Below are 16,845 nucleotides of genomic sequence, written 5' to 3'. Positions count from 1 at the left end.
AAAAAAGAAAACAACATTAACAGGAGACACCTATGAACAAAATCATGTTAGTAGCTGCAGTTGCAGTTATTGGACTTGTTGGCTGTAACAAGCCAGATTTAAAATCTGACAAAGGTCAGGCGAGCTACGCTATCGGTCAACAAATCGGTCGTAATTTAAAAGCTCAAAACATCGAAATCGATGCAAAAACTTTAGCGGCTTCTTTAACAGACGCTATGGCTGGTAAATCTGAATTAAAAGAAGATGAAATCCAAAAAGCCATGATGAAATTACAAGAAATGGCTATGAAAAAACAATCTGAAGAAGCTGACAAAAACAAAGCTAATTCAGCTGCGTTCTTAGAAAAAAACAAAACTGCTGAAGGTGTTAAAGTGACAGCTTCTGGTCTTCAATACATCGTTGTATCTGAAGGTACAGGCGCTATCCCAACTAAAACTGACACAGTTAAATGTCACTACAAAGGTACTTTAACTACTGGCGAACAATTTGATTCTTCTTACGACCGTGGTCAACCTGCTGAATTTCCAGTTGGTGGCGTAATCCCAGGTTGGACTGAAGCTCTTCAAATGATGAAAGTTGGTTCTAAATACAAATTATTCATCCCACCTGAGTTAGCTTACGGTGCTTCTGGTCGTCCAGGCATCCCACCAAATTCAGCTTTAGTATTCGAAGTTGAATTATTAGATATCGTTAAAGCAGCTGCTGCTCCAGCACCAGCTCCAGCTAAAAAAGGTAAAAAGTAGTTAATACTTTTTCCTTAAGATTCGGAGTCGCCCATGATGAGTTTTGATTTTAAAAAAGATCCTTTTTTGAATTTCGATAACTTATTTAAGGCGGCTCAGATCAAAGGAATACCTGAACACCAAACGATGTCTATCGCGACGGTGAACGATAAAAATGAACCCACTGTGCGAATCGTGTACTTTAAAGGAATGATTCGCGGTGGGTTTTCTTTTTATACCAACTATCTTGGCCGTAAAGGTCATGACTTAGAGAAAAACCCGAATATCTGTGCCAATTTCTACTGGCCACACTTAGATCAACAGATTCGTATTTCGGGAATTGTTGAAAAATTAACTAACAGTGAATCTGATCAATACTTTGCTTCGCGTGCTCGCTTGAACCAGTTAGGGGCGTGGGCTTCACTTCAATCTGAAGATTTGCAAAGCTTTGATCAGTTTCATCAGCGTATGGCTGAAATCGAAAAGAAATTCGAAGGCCAAAAAATACCGCGCCCTCCGCATTGGGGTGGCTACAGAATCCTACCGCGCGAGATCGAATTCTGGTTTGGTAGAAACGGTCGACTGCATGAACGTTACGTTTATACGGCAACAAATGGCTTTGATAAAATCAGTGATCCGCAAGATTATAAGTGGAAGACGTCGTTAAGATTTCCATGATTTTAGTTTCAGGGTTTAAGCCTTTCTTAAAAGAAAAAATCAACCCAAGCGAGCTCTTGGTTGAAAAACTTAAAGTAAAATATCAAGACCTAAAGACAGTCGTTTTACCTGTTGAATTTGACCGTGCCTTTGTAGAATTGCAAAAACAGATCGAACAAGTAAAGCCCAAGTTTGTCATTATGTTCGGTCAAGCGGGTGGTCGCCCCAATGTCTGCTTGGAAAAAATTGCTTTAAACTGGAACCAAACGAAGTCTTTTGACGAAGCCAACAAGAAACCTGAAGTAGGTCGTATAGGTGACGGCGAGCTGGCATTGATGTCGACTTTTCCCGTGGATGACTGCGCCGAGTTTTTAGCTGATCGTAAGCTTAAAGTTGAAACGTCGTTTTCGGCCGGCGCTTTTGTTTGTAATAACCTTTATTTCAAGGTTTTAAAAAATTATCCGTTAATTCCATCTATTTTTGTGCATGTGCCATTCTTGCCAGAGCAGGGTGAAGTTCATCATCCAAAAATGGATTTCGAGCAGATGGAAAAGATAGCCTCTGAAATAATTAATTTCGCTCGCTCTCGTTGTTAATTTATTATGACGCGTTTTTCGTGCTCGGGGTTTCAGTCTACAATGTAATCTGAACTACAGAGCGATATTGGTGCGTCATTGTATGTTGGCTAATTTGTTTTAAGTGATTCAAAATCGAGGCTTAGTGAACTGCTTGCGGCGCTACTAAATAGAACTCAGGAATTTCCACGTTAAATGGTTCGCCTTCGTCAGACATAAATTGATATGTGCCTTTCATGCTGCCTGAACTTGTTGTCAGGGGGCATGCGCTTTCATATTCAAAAGATTGATTGGGCATAATACGTGGTTGAAGACCTACAACACCTGGGCCACGAACATCTTCTTGGTGGCCTAAGCCATCAGTGATTGTCCAGTGACGAGAAACAAGTTGTGCAGGAGAATTTCCGATATTTTTGATTGTGACCTTGTAGGCAAATAAATGTAAACGCTTATCCGGCTGTGACTCATTCGGCACATAAACACTTAAAGCACTCACTTGAAAATTCGCATGTAGCGGTAGTTTTTTCAGGCTCACAAGATAATGCTCACACTAAATTTTTACATTATCAAGCGCAAATACGATGGGGTAATGATCCGATGGCAATGCCATTTTTTGTTCCAGTGTTTCTGGTTTTTTAATTGGGCTTCCGAATTCATCTTTGAAGTCGCAAACTGCAACGCTTTGCAGATTTAATAAATGCTTAAAATTGTCATCGATAAAACAATAGTCAATCTGGCGTCCGTCAGAGCGAAGCCCAGAGCGAACTTGGTAAAAAGTGTAGCGGTTTTCGCTATTTACATTTGCGATCTCAAAGATATCTTTAAGCGACGTTGTTTGATGTAAAGGCAGAAATTCCGGATCAGTATTTACGCTACTTGCTGTTCCGTTGAAGTCGCCCGCAAAAAGAATTGGCGTATCTTTGAACTGACTTTTTAGCTCTGTGAAAATTTCTACGCAGGTTTTTAGCTCTGCGGCACGGCGCTCTGTACCGTTTGGATCAATGCGTTCGGGGTCCAGCGGCGATTTTAAATGTGTCAGTAAAACAATCAAAAATGGCTTATCAATTTCGCGCGTGAATAATCTCAGCTCAGCACAATCACGCGAAAATTTGTGGCTCGTGATTTTGAGAGGGTAGTTATTATTCTTTGAGGCAATCTCGTGCGGGTATAAGAAGTTTAAATCACGGTTTTTGTGCGTTAATAAATCAAAGTAGAAACTTTGGTTCTTCTTGATTAAAAAACCAACATCGATATTGCGATCCGAGTTTCCTTCGATCAAGATCGGCGAATACTCGTTATTTAAAAACATCGTATTAAAGTTCTTTAAAGACTCTAAGCCACCCACCTCGCACAGCATAACGATGTCTGAGTTTGTATCTTGAATCGTGCGGGCTAAGTGCTGCAGTTTAAATAACGGCTTATTCTCGTAAATCGAAGTTGATAGCTTTTGCCATTGGATTTCTTCCATCTTCTCGAAGTTCTTCGGGACGGGTTGATCAAACAGCAGAAATAAGTTTTCAGCGTTGAACAGGCAGAATTTCAGGTTTACGGAATCAAGCATCTCGTATTGATTTTAACAGACGAGCGAGTAAAGTGAAGGTCTATCGGAGAAATCTATGAAAAAAAATGTGAAAAAAACTGCCCCTAAAACCAAAAAATCGTTTAGCACTATTCTTGAGCCGCACATTGCTTATAGTCTAGTTTCTAACTTTAACAAACTGTCTGAGTGTGACGCGATTATTTACTACTTCGGTGGCAAAGAAGCTAAGAATAAGCAAAAAAACTTAGAAGCTTTGGTTGAAACACATGCCCTTGATTTTCAAGTTGATGAATTAAAAAAATCAGACAAAAAGAACATTCACTTTATCGGCCGCAATGGTCCCGTATGGATTGTTTTTGAATCGGCAAGCACAGCCACTGATCATGATGGTTTATTAAATGAGTCAGCTTACGCTTTTGCGCGTGACCAATTTGGTACGATTTTAAATCAAATCAAAGCTTTAAAATTGAAAAACGTTTCTATCTATTTTCAAACGGCAGATGCTGCAGTCACTGAAGGTGCGGTTGTTGGTTTAGAGTTAGCTAGCTATAATTTCTTAACTCACTTTAAAGCTTCAGCTGAAAAAGCTGAGCCTTTGAAAATTCAATTAAATATTAAAGATGAAAACCTAAAATCAGCGTTGAAAAAAGTGGTGGCCGTTCAAATCGCCCGTCACTTAACAAATCTTCCGCCGAATGTGATCAACCCAGCAACGGTTGAACAGTTAGCGTATGATCTGCCGTTTTCTAAAAACACTGAAATCATCGTTTGGGATGAGAAAAAATGTGAAGCCGAAGGTATGGGCTTACTTTGTGCAACAGGTGCGGGTTCTCCGACCGCTCCACGTATGATTCGTTTTAAATACCGTCCGTCAAAAGCAAAAAATAAAAAACCAATCGCTTTTGTAGGTAAAGGTATTACTTTCGATACAGGTGGCCTAGATATCAAACCTTCTTCGGCTATGCGCCTCATGAAAAAAGATATGGGCGGAGCGGCTTCAGTTTTAGCTTTAGCTTTCTGGGCTGATAGTTCAGGTTACGATAGACCTTGTGATTTCTATTTAGCGTTAGCTGAAAATGCAGTCGATGGTTTTTCAATGCGTCCGGGTGATGTTTACAAATCGCGCGCCGGTTTCTTAGTTGAAATCGACAACACAGATGCTGAAGGTCGTTTAGTTTTATCAGATGTGATGGATGTGGCCGCAAAACAAACGGGTAACGATGAACCAGAATACTTAGTTGATATTGCAACACTAACAGGTGCGATCAAAGTTGCTCTTGGTGGTGATACAGCAGGTTTATTCTGTAACGATGATAAAATGGCTCATAGTTTTATGACAGCTGGTCAACGTTCAGGTGAACCAAACTGGAGAATGCCACTAAATCAAAGACTTTGGGGTGATTTAAGTTCACAATTTGCCGATTTTAAAAACTCTGGCGGTGGCTTCGGTGGCGCTATCACGGCAGCGTTATTCTTGCAAAAATTTACTAACGGTAAAAAATGGGCTCACTTAGATGTGTTCAGCTGGACAGATAAATCAACAGGTGCGCTAAATGCCGGAGCTGCCACTGGGCAGCCGGTGCAATCTGTTGTTGAATGGTTAGAGTCTTTGTAGACTCTAACCACGGATTATTTGTAGCGGTTACTATTTGCGGGCTTCGGTTTTAACTTGGTCCATGTAAATCGATTGCACTGATTCAGGAACAAGCTTTTTCCAGCGGTTATCTTTCTTTTTCACAAGCTTTAAGATGTCGTCTGAATGCACGAACTCTTGAATTTCATCACAGCCTGCGATGTCTTGAATAAATTTGTTTTCAATCAAGTGGGCGTAAATATGCTTGATCGCTGGTTTTGGAAAAAAGCTTTTCACCTGTAAGCACATCTGTTCAGTTTTGTGCGGGTAGATGTAAAGACGTGTTTTTTCGTCAACTAATTTACCCATGCCTTCTAAAATACCACCTGGTAAATCAAAGTAAAACTTTTCATCAAAAAGTTTTTCCAGGTGAGTGGCACCAATCACGATTCCCAGTGGTTTCTCAGACATGGCACGTAAATGTTCTTTAAGTTTATAAAATAACGAAAAGCTGCTCACTAAAACCGGCTTTTTTAGAGAAGAAATCATTTTTACTTTTTTAAGGGCTTCTTCGACTGAAATTTTTGTGTTTTTAAGGCGGTTATTCAGCGTGAATTCAAAAATATTTACGATATCAGAAGCTTTAGTTCCGAATTCTTTAGAAAAATGTTTTGTGCCTTTATCCATCACATCTAGGTGAGTGTTGGTTACCGGATTATAAAACGCACGTTGCACTAAAATATCTTTGCCCCATAAAGCATCTGAAGCGTTTTGCACTTTGCCTTCGGCGTTGATAAAAATCGCTTCGCTCCAGCCAAGTTCAACCATTGAAAGGTTAACGGCAACTTCATCAAACTTTTTAAACGCTTCACCGTTAAAGTGAATCGCATCAACAGCAATTGCCCCGTTTTTGATTTTATCAAAAAGTCCTTCGATAAACTCAAGCGGGTGGGCTGTTTTGTAAAATGAAGAGTGAAGTAAATTAACACCTAAAATGCTTAACGTTTCTTGCTGTTGTAAGCGGTGACGGTCAAGTAAGCGCATGTGAAGCACAACTTCAGAAGCCTGTGCGCCCGGCTTATGTTGAAACTTTAATCCCATCCAGCCGTGCGAATTTTTCTTACCCTCAGAACCAGTGGCAACCGTATCAGCAAAAGCAAAGAAGGATGTGTTTTTACCGCGTGTGCTCCCTAAACGCTCGACTAATTTTTCGTATTCGCGGTCTAACATTTTGCGAACCCGTGATTCGCAAACATAACGGCCCGATTTTTCTTTACCGTAGATGATATCACTGAACGTCATATCGTAAGCTGAAATCGTTAAAGCGATAGTTTGTGAAGCTTTACCGGCCTGAAAGAATTGGCGGGCGACTTCTTGGCCAGCTCCGATTTCGGCAAATGAGCCGTAACGAGATAAATCTAAATTAATATCTAAGGCTTTTTGAGTGGTCGATTGTGTAGTACTCACTTACGCACTTCCTATTTTTTGGGTTCAGTGTCTGTTTGAATCCAACCCGTTAAGGCTAGGCTCATCGCTTTTTCGATCGGCATATCTACAGCTTCAACATCTGATTTATTAACAAGAACTGTATAACCACCAAGGCCGTAGCTCATTGGGATATAAACGGCAATTCTATCTGTCGGAAGAATCATTTTTAGTTCTAAATCGTTAAATGATTCACGCGTTACTAAACCCAGCACCGAGTGTGATTTCGTAAAATGCACCAGCACGACTTTTTGCATTGTTTGTTGTTCTTGGCCTTTGGCAAAAAGATTCATTAAATCGCGAAGCGGTGAATAGACAATTTTAATGAGCGGAACTTCACGCAGTTTTTCTTGTACGCGGCGAAAGAAAGTGGCGGTGACAAAGTTATCAACTAAAAAGCCTAAAAATAAAATTAAAGCGATTGTAGCTAAGAAACCGAAACCAGGAATGTAGGCACCTTCGGGTAAAATTTGGCGTAAAAAATTACCAAACAAGTTTTCCATGATACCGATGCCGGCGCTGATCACGTAGATCGACAAAGCTATGGGTAAAAACGCGACCAAACCACTAATAAAAATTTTCTGCAATCGAGACATCTTGCATCTATTTTATAAACAGTTCCCTAAATTGGACAATCACTTTGTTGTCTTAATATGAGACTGTGGTTTGTTGGCCTTTAGATTAGGGGGTAACCAGACGATAATCTAAGTATGTCATCTAACACTCAGGTACGTAGGCTATTGATAGCTATTTCATTCATATTATCTTCGCAGGTCTTGCACGCGTCTGGTGTGGCAGTTTCTGGTGAATATATCGTTAAATTTAAACCGCAGGTAAACTCAGTGCGTATGTCTGGTAAAGGTGGCGTTGCTGGTATGGCAGCAGCTAATAAACTGGCAGTTGATAAAGGGGCTCGCATCGTTTCTGCGCTTAAAGGCGTAGCTGTGCAACGTAAGTTTGAATCTGTAGGTATGATGCATATCAGTGATGTGACGGCGACAAACTTAGAATCGTTAAAAGCAAATCCTGAAGTTGAATTTATCGAGCCGAATTTCATTTTAAGTTTAGATCCTGATTATAAACAAAATGCTGAACCCGTTGTTTCGCAAATGGGGGCTCCCGCCGGAGCCAGCGATACATACTCGCAATCTTTTGCTCCCGTGCAAGTGACAGAATCTTGGCAATTTGAAAAAGAACCGGCTTCAGCCACTAAAACAATTGTGGCGGTGATTGATACCGGTCTTGATATTAACCATGCTGTGTTTAAACAATCGGGTGCTGTTTATCAAAACTTAGCTGAAGTGAATGGTATTACGGGTGTTGATGATGACGGTAACGGTTATGTCGATGATAAAAACGGGTGGAACTTCGTCGATAATTCACCAAGCATGTATGATGATGCTGATCACGGAACACATGTAGCGGGTATTGTCGTAGGTGCGGGCCAAGATATTTTTCAGGTTCCAGTGCGCGAATCAAAAGTACGTATTATGCCGCTTAAATTTTTAGATGGTAATGGTTCAGGAACAACCGCCAACGCGATTAATGCGATTTACTACGCTGTCGCTAACGGCGCTAAAGTTATTAACAACTCTTGGGGTGGTCCATCGTATTCACGTTCATTACATGATGCCTATGCTTATGCGTACACACAAGATGTGGTGATCGTTACCGCTGCCGGAAATTCAAATCAAAATTTAAATTATACTCCGATGTATCCAGCGGCTTTAGATACGCCAAATAATATCGCGGTGGGATCTTCAACAAGTACAGATCGTCGTTCATCGTTTTCAAATTATTCATCTTCTTTAGTGCATGTGTTTGCCCCAGGTTCTTCAATCATGAGTACGATTCCTGGAAGCCATTGCTCTGACCCGAATAACTTAAATTATTATTGCCTAACATCATTAAGCGGAACTTCAATGGCATCGCCATTTGTAGCCGGCATGGCAGCACTTGCAAGACGTGAATCACCACAGTTGTCAGCGTATCAAATTCGCGGTGTGATTATGTCAGCGATTGATGTATCACCTTATCTTAATGGTTATTCACAAACCGCAGGTCGCGTGAATGCACTTAAAGTTATTCAAATTGCGCAAGCGCAAGTGAGCACTATGGCTTGGTCGCCAGATTATTCTCCGGTTTATAAAAGTGAAGCAAGTTCAAATGCCGCAGGCAGTGGTAGTGGTGGTGGCGCTGCTGGCGGTTGTGGTATGGTTAAGGCTTTAGCTGATGAAATGCAACAAGGTCCACCATCAGGTGGCCAGATGGCGCAAACATTGGCGATTGTTTTAATGATGTGGTTACCATTAGCGATGGCTTATCGTTTACGTCAAAAACAATTACAACCTGCTAAATCGTTACGTAAATACGAACGTTTCAGTGTAGCTAAGGATGTGATGATTCAAATCGGTGACCAAGTGGTCAATGCCGCTTCACAAACATTAGCTGTGGGTGGTTTATCATTTAAATCAGATCAAACATTTGCCAAAGGTCAGAAAATTAAATTAAAAATTTCTGATGTGCACGAAGAAATTGAAGGTGAGATTGTTTGGTCGACCGAGCTTAATTCATTCGGTGTGAAATTCTTAAACATCACTGATAGTTTAAAATCGCAAGTGCAAGGGCTTACGCAGGGATTAGTTCCTACGTAAGCGCTTCCGCGCAGATTGTTTTACAGTTCACAATTTACAGAATGGTAAGTCGTTGCTCCATTTAACAATGGATTGGTAAGATGTTTTTCTTCCCGCGCGTAAAACTGACCAGTAGCGGGCGCCACCTTTCCAGTTTAATCCTAAGCGGCTGGCAATGCGTGCATCTTTTTTCATCCAGTGATTTAGAATAATAATGCCGCAGCTTAAATTTCTCATAGGATCGTGAAGTTGTTTTTCTGCAGTAAAGCCACAGCGGTAACCTTTACTGCTTTCAATTGAAATTTGTAAAAGCCCACGGCTGACAACATATCTGCCAGAGCTATCTCTGAATCCTTCAGTGTAAGCCTCTTTCGGGTCAAAATTACTTTCAAACTTGGCCATCGACGAAATAAAGAAAGCCCAGAATTGTTTTCTTTCAGATTCTTCTAAGTTGGCATAATTAGGACAGAATATTTTTGCATCTGCTGGATTTGATGCCAGCAAAGCAGGGCCTAGCTCTGGAAGCTCTCTATAAATATGTTCACTCCATGATTGGTGATTGAGTGATTTACGTTCCCATAAAGGAATCGCTTCACGCACATTACCATCATTGTCCTGGTCATCCAGATCAATATTTTTATCTTCAGCTTTTTTGATCGACTCTTCTTCTTGAGGCGTATCTACAACATCTAATTTGAATTGTTGCTGTTGGGCTTTTGAATTTTCGCTCCAAGTATTTGGAGTGTTATTTGTACGCGGCTTAGCAGCGGCAGCAGCATACTGCTGTTCTTGCACTAGTTTAACGTATGGACGCATAGCCATCGCGTATGTTGTGTCGTTACAAAAAATTGCTGCTGTGAAAATCAGCGGTGCCAGTGCTTTCAAGTAATTTTTATCTTGAGTCGCCGCAATTTGTGGTTCGTTCTGCATTTAAATCTCCCTAGTTGATTTAAAAAAGTGTGTATCATTCCCTCAATACATACCTTCTACTCAAGCAGATGTGATGCCAAACCGATTGTTAAAATTACAATAAGATACCTTTAAGAATTAAGCTCGCGAAGGTGAAGTAAATGATAACACCTGTGACATCCACGATGGTCGCAACTGCTGGAGCACTTGCTGATGCGGGATCGAGTTTAAATTTTCGTAGCATAAATGGAAGCATAGAGCCCGAGATTGTACCCCATAATACCACACCAATAATTGAAGCTCCTACGGTGTAGGAAATGTATTGATAGTGTGGGCCGTACATTTGTTCTCGCCATGGCCATAAATAGACGCGAAGAAGTGCGATGCCGCCTAAGATTAATCCTAAGCAAAGACCTGTAGACACTTCGCGAATTAAAACGCGCCACCAGTCTTTCAAACGCACTTCACCTAAGGCCATCGCACGAATCACCAGTGTTGAAGCTTGTGATCCTGAATTACCACCTGAAGAAATAATAAGCGGTAAGAACATAGAAAGAACTACAGCGCGCTCGATTTCATGTTCGTAATAACCAAGAGCTGTGGCTGTGAACATTTCACCGATAAGAAGAACAACTAACCAACCAGCGCGTTTTTTTAACATGTCAGTAAAAGCAATTTGTAAGTAGGGAGCATCTAACGATTCCATACCGGCAATCTTATGGATATCTTCTGTGGCTTCTTCTTGAACCGCTTCGGCCACGTCATCGAACGTAACGATACCGACCATTTTGTCATCGACATCAACAACGGGTAGAGCCATTAAGTTATTCTTACTGAAGATCTGACCGATTTGCTCTTGGTCCATATCTACAGGAACACGAATAATATCTGAGTGCATGATTTCATCGACTGTTTTGTTCGGAGCCGATGAAAATAATTCTCTAAATGAGACAACACCTAATAATTTTTGATCTGTCGTTAGGACGTAAGCATAGTAGATCGTTTCAACCTGCGTTTTAGCCTGTAAGCGGATATAGCTGATCGCTTCATCCACGTTCATCTTAGGACGTAAGCGGATAAAGCGTGAGGACATGATCCCCCCGGCGTTATCTTCAGCGTAGGCTAAAAGGACTCCCACTTCACGTTTCGTTTGTGGATCAAGTAAAGCTAACCAATCTTCGCGGTTTTCAGGTTCTTCTTCTTGGATTAAATCGGCTACGTCATCGGGGGCAAGTAGTCGAACCCAAGATCTTTTTTCTAGAGTCGTGCATTCTTTGATAAGTGGATATTGATCTTGAGCGGTCAAAGATAAGAACAGCTCTTCCGCATCAGTTCTGCTTAAGCGAAAGAAGGCATCATGTGTTTGAGTTTGCGGAAGCTGTGACCAGTGGGTACGAAGATACTCAGCACTGTTTTCATCAACAGCGTTATCTTCGGCTTTATCTGCGGCTAATTCCGTTTCAGGAGTTAGTGGTTTTTCTTCTTCCGACATAGGCGGCCCGTTCTCAAAGTTGTATATCTTAGCGTGTCTTCGACACGACAATTATCGTGTAGCTTCGAATGCTTCTAAAACTTCCGGCGTTGAACCTAACATTTTTACTTGTCCGTTTTCAAGCCATAAAATTCTATCGCAGTCCAAAACCGTCTGCAGTCTATGTGCTATTCGGATTTGTGTCTTGTGGGCTAAAGTCTTTTTCAGAGCTAATTCGATTAATTTTTCAGACTGCGGATCAATGTTTGCCGTGGCTTCATCAAATATGAAAATCTCGGCATTTTGTAACAGGCCACGAGCCAGACTTAAGAGCTGTTTTTCACCTTGTGAAAGGTTTTGTCCCTTTTCATCTAACATAAAATGTAACTGGAGCGGTAAACCCACAAGTTTAAGGGTCTCGGTCAGCTGTTCATTTGAATACTGATTAAACAGATCTAAATTGTCCTTGATGGTGCCTTTAATAAAGAACTGATCCTGTGAAATTAAAGAAAACTGTCCACGGTGGTCTTCGATATCATTTTTATAAGCATTATCAATCAAGATCACACCCTGATTGAAGGGGTATAATCTTAATAAAGCAGCAATCAATGTAGATTTGCCAGCTCCGGTGCGGCCGATAATTCCTAACTTCTCTTCGGGTTTTAATTTAAATGAAACATTTGATAACGTCGGGTGATTTTGTCCCGGATAAGTCAGCGATAAATTTTCGACGCTTAATTTAAATTCAGCAGCTGTAATCACTCCAGAATTTTCATCGGCTTTTTTACCTTTAGCTTTTTTCGGATGATGTGTTTCAAAATCAGCATGTGCTGGTAAAAAAGCACCGTCTTCAATCGGATTTCTGATGAACTCATCCATACGTTCAACACCCACTAAAGCTTCTTCAAACTGCGAGTACCACTCGAAAAACATTTGTAGGGTGTTAGTTGCTAAAATCGTAAAACCTAAAATTACGGCCACTTGACCGGCACCTAGTTTTCCTTCTTTAACTAAGTACATACCCAGTAAACCGTTGGCTAAAAATAACAACGTTGAAATAATATTTAACTCAGTTGAAAAGCGCATGATGCTTTTAATAATGTTAAATTTGCTGGCGATATAAAGATCATCCAGTTTTAAAAAGCGGCTGATAAAGGTTTTAACTTTTGAATTTTGACGAATCGAAAGGCTGCCTTGTACCGTTTCAGAAAAATGCGCCACCGATGGGCCACGTAAAATCGAAACTTCACGGCGGTGACCACGAAGGCGTAATTGATTGCGTTTTAAGATGACGTAAAAGCCAAGCCCTGCAAGCGCCAAGTTAATAACGAAGTACGGATGCGTCAGCATAATCAATAATGAAATGCCCATTAAATCAAAGATGATCGAAAGAAATTCAGCTAACGGGCCACCGAATAAACGAAAGATATTTCCGTAGTCACTTGAAAAGCGCGTTGTGATTTTACCTACTGGTGTGTGATCAAAATATGAAAGCGGATAACGTGATACACGGTAAGTTGTTTCATCATAAATACGTGAAACCGCTAGAGCCGATAGGCGTGAAAAAACAGTGCGATAAAGTATTGTTAAGACAAAGGCCACCACAAGTACAATTAGCAATGTGGTTGTAAGCCCAGCTAAATCGTCACGGGTAATAACTTGGTGGTTATCATAGAATTTCGCAATCATTTGCGCGTTTGATAAAAAGATCAAACGGCCCACAAAGCCTAAAATAACCACTAAAATAATGCGCACTAAAAACGGGCGATAAGCTTGTAAAAGCGTATCAAAGATTGATCGCGAGAAAGCCTTCATTGAATGTCTCCTGCGATGAACTTTTGGTATTTCGTGTGTTGGATAAATTCGCGGTACAGACCATCAAACTTGATTTCACCTTGTTCGATGTAGATCACACGGTCACAGTGTTTTAAAAATTCGTAACGTTGGGTAATCACTAAAAAGCTATGGCCGTCTTGTCTGAGTGTGAATAAAGCCTCGATTAATCTTTTTTCAGTACCCACATCAACGGCGCTAAAAGGGTCATCTAATAAAAAGAGCGGCAGTGGATTATAAAAAAGTCTCGCTAAGTTTAAACGCTGCTTTTGCCCACCAGAAATATTTAGCCCACGTTCACCAATCACAGTTTGTAGGCCGTTGCTGATACGATCGCTGGCAATATCAAACTGGGCTTGTTGTAAAGCTTTAAACGCTTGTGGAGAAGTTTCTTTAATTTTCGCTTCGTCTTCTAAATATTCAAGCGCGATGTTTTCAGTCAGGGTTCCGCTTAAAACAAATGGCTCTTGGGGAAGATAACTGTGTGGCAATTGATCTAAACGTTTAGCTGTGAAAGGCGTTTCTTTCATAATTGATTTTAAAAGAACTGATTTACCTGAACCAATCGGGCCAATTAGGGCTACGACTTCTTGTTTTTTTAAAGTCAGATTAATATCTTTTAAAACAACTTTGTTCTGAATAACTAAATTTAAATCTTTAACCACTAGAGTTTCGTCGGATTTTAAGGGAAGGTTTGGATTGTCGATGTGATAAGGGGTATTTTCAAGACCGAAAAAATCACCAGTTCTTCTGATTGACGTCCAGGCATCAAACATCATCGTAAAAAACCACGGGAGCTGTCTTAAAGGTTTAGATAAAAAGACACCCATAACCCACATAACTGCAATCAGATCAATATGGCCGATCAGTTCATTGTGCATATAAGCGATAAAAAATAAAACCGCTAAGTTTAACCAGAAAGTCACACTTGAAGAAATCGAGTTCATGATTTGCCCGTTGGTCACCATGGCAATACGGTTATTGGTTTCTTCAACACGTTTTTTAATAATCTTAGATTCAAAACTTTGAATCCAGTTTAAAGATTTTAAACTTTTAATATTTTGAATCCATTCATTCACAAGCCCCATGCGGTGGCCCGCTAAGATTTTAAACTGATAGAAAAAGCCTGATTGTCTACGCGCTAATAGCAGGTTCACTGTCACTAGAGCTAAAATCAGCGAAAGTGTTAACCCATAAGGAATACTATAAACCACATTTAAAAAAATTGGCGCTAAGACTAATGGAAACGCTGTTGTTAAAGCGTAGGGGATTGTTTGCTCAAGCCACATCGTACAACTTGGAATATCGGTGGTATATAAAGCCACCATTTCACCTACGGTTTTGTGACTTGTGGTAAGTGGTTTTAAACGTAAGATATGGTGATACAATTTTTCAGCTAGGGCTTTTTGCGTAATTAAAGCTTCGCGCTGACCTAAGAAGTTGGTCATCTGTAATAGAATAAAAGAAAGTAACGCTAGCCCCGTACACAGCAACAGAGGGTTTATTGTTAGGTGCAACATAAAGTCACGTTGATAGTACGGAACAGCTAAGCCTGCCAGGGTAGCTAAAAACGCTAAAACCATAATCCCGATACGCACCGGTAAGCGGTCGAACAGGATAAAGTTGATAACATCTTTTTGTGAATTTAACTTTTTCATACGCGAAACCATCCTGCAATGGATCTGCGTTCACTCAGGCTAGGTTCAACTTCGTGCGGGATATCACTGCGAAATACAATCATTTGGCCAAAATGCGGAAGCACTTCAAAAATCTTTTGCTCACCATCAAAGCCCACAAGTTTTCCACCTAAGGATTCATTCCAATTTTGATTTAAGTAAATAACGAAAGAAAAAAAGCGTTTATTATTTTCAGCAGTTTGATCGATATGCTTTTTATAAAAATGCCCTTTAGGGTATAAAGCAAAATGGCACTCTAAGTGTGACAGTGAAATGCGAAAATAATTTTTTAAAGCCAGCAACAATTGGTCTAAGCCTTCAAGTAAGTTTTTTTCTGTCGGGTGGTGATCTTTTTCTAACCAGTAAGTGAAGTCGTTGCGGATCGTTTTAGCTTGGTCATTATTTTGAGCGTCTGTGCCTTTGGTAGTTGTCCTTGCATTACTTTCAGTAATCGTGGCCGATTTTAAAAGGCCTTGTTGTTCCAGATCTTTTAGGCGCGCAAGTAGGCTTAAGCAAACTTCTGGGGATAAAGAAATTGTCCCGAAGCCTGCCTCATCAACTTTTTGCATTAATTGCTCAAGATCGTTTGTGCGGAACATTTTTTCACGCTAGCATACCTTTATGTCGAAACCTAGACGTTTTGGAATTAATCGCCGTCAGTTTCTCACCACAGCATTGTGGGGATCTGCGGGTCTATCATTACTGCCGCTTTTGTCATCTTGTTCAACGTTAGATGAGTATCTAATCGAAGATCAATTTGATTTTGAGAACGAAGTTGTCATTATCGGAGGCGGGGTTGCCGGTCTTTATGCAGCTTATGAGCTTAAAAAAAATAAAATTCCATTTAAAATTTTCGAAGCTTCACACCGTTTAGGCGGTAAAATTCAAACCATCGACAAAACGGAATGGGGCGCCTTCGAGTTTCGCAAAAACGACACGATTCTAACGAGTCTGGCTAAAGAATTAAATTTAGAAAAAGCCGATCTTGATAACAAAACTTGGACTTTTAAGCGCGGGGCTTCGGCTTTCGTTGAAGAACTTTCTGAAATCGTTCAGGGGTTGATTCCTGAAAAGCAGATTCGCCTGCAGCATCAGTTAGTCACAGTTAGAAAACTAGGTGCGCGTTATCAATTGGTTTTTCAAACCGGTCAGCGTGAAAGAATGTATTTTGCCAGAAAAGTGATTTTGGCTATGCCACAAACAGCTTTAATGAAGGTACGCCAACTGAATGAGATCAAAGATGTAAAACCAATTCTTGATCAATTAGCTCAGGCTCGTAATTGGGCCAATATTCGTGTGGTGGTTCCAACAAATCAAATCAATGCGAATTTTAAAAAAGGCCTTCGCATTAATGAAGACTTAGTGATTTCAGCTTTCAATAAGATGACTTCACAACAAACGGCACAAGTTTCGGCGCGTAGCCGTGGAGAGCAAGTGCTGTTTACGTTCCGTATGACGTTAGATCATCCGTTACGTCCGATTCAGCATTTAGAAGGCTTTATGCAGAAGGTAACGAACTCGCAATTTACCTTAACCAGCGAAAACACCAAAGATTGGGGTATCGACGCCCAAGACTCTCGCTCAAGCCAAGAGATTGACCAAAATTCGATTGCCTTTCCAGCGGGAAAATTACGTATTTTATGTGAATCTTTTGCCCCAGTAATGCCAACGTCTTTAGCAGGTAAGTCGTCTATTGAAAGCTTATTGCAGCTCGTGAACCATGAAGTGCAATTTTTTAAATTGGATATATAGCTAAGATAGACTATATCTA

At 40.5% G+C, this 16,845-nt stretch carries 15 protein-coding genes; 6 read left to right on the top strand and 9 right to left on the bottom strand.

The window, feature by feature from the left end:
- Positions 1-32 precede the first annotated feature (32 nt).
- The 3 genes from ACKWCF_RS11185 to ACKWCF_RS11175 are packed head-to-tail and all read left to right on the top strand — an operon-like array spanning position 33 to position 1,975.
- On the top strand, positions 33-743 hold the full coding sequence (locus ACKWCF_RS11185) for an FKBP-type peptidyl-prolyl cis-trans isomerase (protein WP_409477674.1): 711 nt from the start codon (positions 33-35) through the stop codon (positions 741-743).
- Positions 744-779: 36 nt separating this feature from the next.
- Positions 780-1,400 (top strand): pyridoxamine 5'-phosphate oxidase, encoded by a 621-nt coding sequence (gene pdxH / locus ACKWCF_RS11180; protein WP_409480257.1) that lies wholly within the window; start codon positions 780-782, stop codon positions 1,398-1,400.
- A complete protein-coding gene (locus ACKWCF_RS11175) occupies positions 1,397-1,975 on the top strand; it encodes a pyroglutamyl-peptidase I (RefSeq protein WP_409477673.1) in 579 nt (192 codons plus the stop codon). The genes pdxH and ACKWCF_RS11175 overlap by 4 nt, the downstream gene beginning before the upstream one ends.
- Before the next feature lie 121 nt (positions 1,976-2,096).
- Here ACKWCF_RS11175 and apaG read toward each other — a convergent pair whose 3' ends face one another.
- The gene (gene apaG, locus ACKWCF_RS11170) at positions 2,097-2,489 is read right to left on the bottom strand and encodes a Co2+/Mg2+ efflux protein ApaG (RefSeq protein ID WP_409477672.1); all 393 of its coding nucleotides are present in this window, start codon (positions 2,487-2,489) and stop codon (positions 2,097-2,099) included.
- 15 nt (positions 2,490-2,504) lie between these two features.
- Positions 2,505-3,422 carry a hypothetical protein gene (locus tag ACKWCF_RS11165; RefSeq protein ID WP_409477671.1) on the bottom strand — a complete coding sequence of 306 codons (918 nt, stop codon included), beginning with the start codon at positions 3,420-3,422 and terminating at the stop codon, positions 2,505-2,507.
- A gap of 148 nt (positions 3,423-3,570) precedes the next feature.
- Between ACKWCF_RS11165 and ACKWCF_RS11160 the strand changes: the two genes are divergently transcribed.
- Complete coding sequence (locus tag ACKWCF_RS11160) at positions 3,571-5,109, top strand: leucyl aminopeptidase family protein (RefSeq protein WP_409477670.1); 1,539 nt, start codon at positions 3,571-3,573, stop codon at positions 5,107-5,109.
- Positions 5,110-5,139: 30 nt separating this feature from the next.
- Here ACKWCF_RS11160 and ACKWCF_RS11155 read toward each other — a convergent pair whose 3' ends face one another.
- Complete coding sequence (locus ACKWCF_RS11155) at positions 5,140-6,534, bottom strand: hypothetical protein (RefSeq protein ID WP_409477669.1); 1,395 nt, start codon at positions 6,532-6,534, stop codon at positions 5,140-5,142.
- 11 nt (positions 6,535-6,545) lie between these two features.
- Positions 6,546-7,148 carry a DUF502 domain-containing protein gene (locus ACKWCF_RS11150; protein ID WP_409477668.1) on the bottom strand — a complete coding sequence of 201 codons (603 nt, stop codon included), beginning with the start codon at positions 7,146-7,148 and terminating at the stop codon, positions 6,546-6,548.
- 114 nt (positions 7,149-7,262) lie between these two features.
- Here ACKWCF_RS11150 and ACKWCF_RS11145 point away from each other — a divergent pair, with 114 nt between their 5' ends.
- On the top strand, positions 7,263-9,206 hold the full coding sequence (locus tag ACKWCF_RS11145; RefSeq protein ID WP_409477667.1) for a S8 family serine peptidase: 1,944 nt from the start codon (positions 7,263-7,265) through the stop codon (positions 9,204-9,206).
- Between the two features lie 27 nt (positions 9,207-9,233).
- Here the strand turns inward: ACKWCF_RS11145 and ACKWCF_RS11140 are convergent, their stop codons facing one another.
- The 5 genes from ACKWCF_RS11140 to ACKWCF_RS11120 all read right to left on the bottom strand — a co-directional run bounded on the left by ACKWCF_RS11140 (position 9,234) and on the right by ACKWCF_RS11120 (position 15,673).
- Positions 9,234-10,115, bottom strand: a complete 882-nt coding sequence (locus tag ACKWCF_RS11140; protein ID WP_409477666.1) for a hypothetical protein — start codon at positions 10,113-10,115, stop codon at positions 9,234-9,236.
- Between the two features lie 94 nt (positions 10,116-10,209).
- Positions 10,210-11,586: a magnesium transporter gene (gene mgtE / locus ACKWCF_RS11135; RefSeq protein WP_409477665.1), complete on the bottom strand. Its 1,377-nt coding sequence runs from the start codon at positions 11,584-11,586 to the stop codon at positions 10,210-10,212.
- Positions 11,587-11,637: 51 nt separating this feature from the next.
- On the bottom strand, positions 11,638-13,380 hold the full coding sequence (locus tag ACKWCF_RS11130; RefSeq protein WP_409477664.1) for an ABC transporter ATP-binding protein: 1,743 nt from the start codon (positions 13,378-13,380) through the stop codon (positions 11,638-11,640).
- Positions 13,377-15,056, bottom strand: coding sequence for an ATP-binding cassette domain-containing protein (locus ACKWCF_RS11125; protein WP_409477663.1), 1,680 nt, complete (start codon positions 15,054-15,056; stop codon positions 13,377-13,379). Before ACKWCF_RS11125 ends, ACKWCF_RS11130 begins: the two co-directional genes overlap by 4 nt.
- Positions 15,053-15,673 (bottom strand): 2OG-Fe(II) oxygenase, encoded by a 621-nt coding sequence (locus tag ACKWCF_RS11120; protein WP_409477662.1) that lies wholly within the window; start codon positions 15,671-15,673, stop codon positions 15,053-15,055. The genes ACKWCF_RS11125 and ACKWCF_RS11120 overlap by 4 nt, the downstream gene beginning before the upstream one ends.
- A 22-nt stretch (positions 15,674-15,695) precedes the next feature.
- Here ACKWCF_RS11120 and ACKWCF_RS11115 point away from each other — a divergent pair, with 22 nt between their 5' ends.
- The gene (locus ACKWCF_RS11115) at positions 15,696-16,826 is read left to right on the top strand and encodes an FAD-dependent oxidoreductase (protein WP_409477661.1); all 1,131 of its coding nucleotides are present in this window, start codon (positions 15,696-15,698) and stop codon (positions 16,824-16,826) included.
- Positions 16,827-16,845: the final 19 nt, after the last annotated feature.

The sequence above is a fragment of the Pseudobdellovibrio sp. HCB154 genome (assembly GCF_046267985.1).
Lineage (GTDB): Bacteria > Bdellovibrionota > Bdellovibrionia > Bdellovibrionales > Bdellovibrionaceae > Pseudobdellovibrio.
Note: the sequence above shows the minus strand (reverse complement) of the source record. Positions and strands in the feature narration are given on the sequence as shown.

Coding starts and splice junctions, on each gene's coding strand:
- pdxH (WP_409480257.1), top strand. CDS start 780: ATGAGTTTTGATTTTAAAAAAGATCCTTTTTTGAATTTCGATAACTTA.
- ACKWCF_RS11120 (WP_409477662.1), bottom strand. CDS start 15,673: ATGTTCCGCACAAACGATCTTGAGCAATTAATGCAAAAAGTTGATGAG.
- ACKWCF_RS11115 (WP_409477661.1), top strand. CDS start 15,696: ATGTCGAAACCTAGACGTTTTGGAATTAATCGCCGTCAGTTTCTCACC.
- ACKWCF_RS11130 (WP_409477664.1), bottom strand. CDS start 13,380: ATGAAGGCTTTCTCGCGATCAATCTTTGATACGCTTTTACAAGCTTAT.
- ACKWCF_RS11140 (WP_409477666.1), bottom strand. CDS start 10,115: ATGCAGAACGAACCACAAATTGCGGCGACTCAAGATAAAAATTACTTG.
- ACKWCF_RS11150 (WP_409477668.1), bottom strand. CDS start 7,148: ATGTCTCGATTGCAGAAAATTTTTATTAGTGGTTTGGTCGCGTTTTTA.
- ACKWCF_RS11160 (WP_409477670.1), top strand. CDS start 3,571: ATGAAAAAAAATGTGAAAAAAACTGCCCCTAAAACCAAAAAATCGTTT.
- ACKWCF_RS11175 (WP_409477673.1), top strand. CDS start 1,397: ATGATTTTAGTTTCAGGGTTTAAGCCTTTCTTAAAAGAAAAAATCAAC.
- ACKWCF_RS11125 (WP_409477663.1), bottom strand. CDS start 15,056: ATGAAAAAGTTAAATTCACAAAAAGATGTTATCAACTTTATCCTGTTC.
- mgtE (WP_409477665.1), bottom strand. CDS start 11,586: ATGTCGGAAGAAGAAAAACCACTAACTCCTGAAACGGAATTAGCCGCA.
- ACKWCF_RS11185 (WP_409477674.1), top strand. CDS start 33: ATGAACAAAATCATGTTAGTAGCTGCAGTTGCAGTTATTGGACTTGTT.
- ACKWCF_RS11165 (WP_409477671.1), bottom strand. CDS start 3,422: ATGGAAGAAATCCAATGGCAAAAGCTATCAACTTCGATTTACGAGAAT.
- ACKWCF_RS11145 (WP_409477667.1), top strand. CDS start 7,263: ATGTCATCTAACACTCAGGTACGTAGGCTATTGATAGCTATTTCATTC.